Origin of the sequence: Levilactobacillus wangkuiensis, assembly GCF_016861605.1 — a bacterium.
GTDB lineage: Bacteria > Bacillota > Bacilli > Lactobacillales > Lactobacillaceae > Levilactobacillus > Levilactobacillus wangkuiensis.
This window is the reverse complement of the sequence record NZ_BOLM01000052.1, coordinates 1-1488: the sequence shown is the minus strand read 5'-3', so window position 1 is coordinate 1488 and position 1488 is coordinate 1. Positions and strand designations below refer to the sequence as shown.

The 1488-nt window shown below is 42.8% G+C and carries 1 pseudogene; it reads left to right on the top strand.

Annotated elements, in window-relative coordinates:
* Positions 1 to 138 precede the first annotated feature (138 nt).
* A pseudogene (locus tag JUF13_RS14375) lies at positions 139 to 1359 on the top strand (RNA-guided endonuclease TnpB family protein).
* The last annotated feature ends 129 nt before the right edge of the window (positions 1360 to 1488 follow it).

Sequence of the window (1488 nt, the reverse complement as noted above, 5' to 3'; positions counted from 1 at the left end):
TTTATTAAGGACTAAGCAGAAAACCTGCGATTTTAATCGCAAGATGAATGCCAGAACTTAGTGATTTTTCTCGAAACGTATGTTCCCCTAGAGAACTAAACATGGTATACTTGACCCAATCTACAGGGGAGGTATCCATTGGTTAAACTAGGACGAACAATCAAGCTGAGACTCTATCCAGACACGAATCAAGCAGAACAATTTTTGGCAATGAGCCAGGAATATCAACGTGCAGCTAATATTGTTAGTCAATGGATTTTTGACCACGAGTTTCAGTTAAGCTGGTTAAAAATCAATTACCAGCTGTACAAACGATTTCGTCAAGAATCATCACTCAACAGTCAGATGGTCCAATCTGTTTTTCGGACAGTCGTAGCTCGCTACAAAACTGTTCAGGAATAACTGAAGCAACACCCTTACCGTTACCAGAACGAGGAAAAAAAGTGGGTTCAAGTTCCTAGAGACCTGAACTGGTTAGTGCAACCCATCCAGTTTCGTCGGCCACAAGCAGACTTGGTACGTCAGAGTAACTATTCTTTCGTAGATAGCATGCGACAAATCTCAATAACTACTCTAGGTAAACGTACTAAATTGGCGTTCACTGACAAAGGATTTGAGAAGTACTTTACTGAAGACTGGAAGCTCGGCACTGCCAAACTAATCCACAATCGAGGTAAGTGGTTTCTGCACATCGGCATCACAAAGGAAGTTAGTGATTTTGATGCCAAAGATAATCCTAAGGTTGTGGGAATTGACCGTGGATTACGCTTCCTAGCAACTGCCTTTGATGATGAAGGAAAGACGCTATTCTTTGATGGTCAACAAATCTTACGTAAGCGGAAGAAGTTCTTAGAGATCCGTCGGCAATTACAAAGTAAGGGTACCAAGTCTGCCAAGAAAAAACTTAAGCAACTAGCTCAACGAGAGAACCGCTGGATGACCGATGTGAATCATTGGTTAGCTAAGACACTCGTTGCAGCATATGGGTCGCATACACTTTTTGTTTTGGAAGACTTAACTGATGTGACGTTTAACACCGATGACTTGCCTAAATCTCTACGCAATAGTCATCGTTCGTGGGCATTTTTCCAGTTAGAATCTTTCTTAACGTATAAGGCTCAGGCTATTCAAAGTGCTGTTTTGAAAGTGAGTCCAGCATTCACTTCACAACGCTGTCCCAAGTGTGGACTAATTGAGAAAATCAACCGGCATCACGATACTCACGAGTATTGGTGTGCCCAATGCCAATATCGTTGTAACGATGACCGACTAGGGGCAATGAACATCAAGATGCTTGGGCAAGACTGGTTGAATGGTGTTAAACGACCAAAGATCAAGAAGCTAACAACTGTTGGGTAAACCTGACAGTTAAACGGGTAGCCGTCAATTACCCGATGATGTTGCCACTACGAGTAGGAGTGCCAATGGGCATGTTGGACTACTGTGTCGTCAGACACGTGAGCGACAAGCCTCTGAATTTATTCAGGG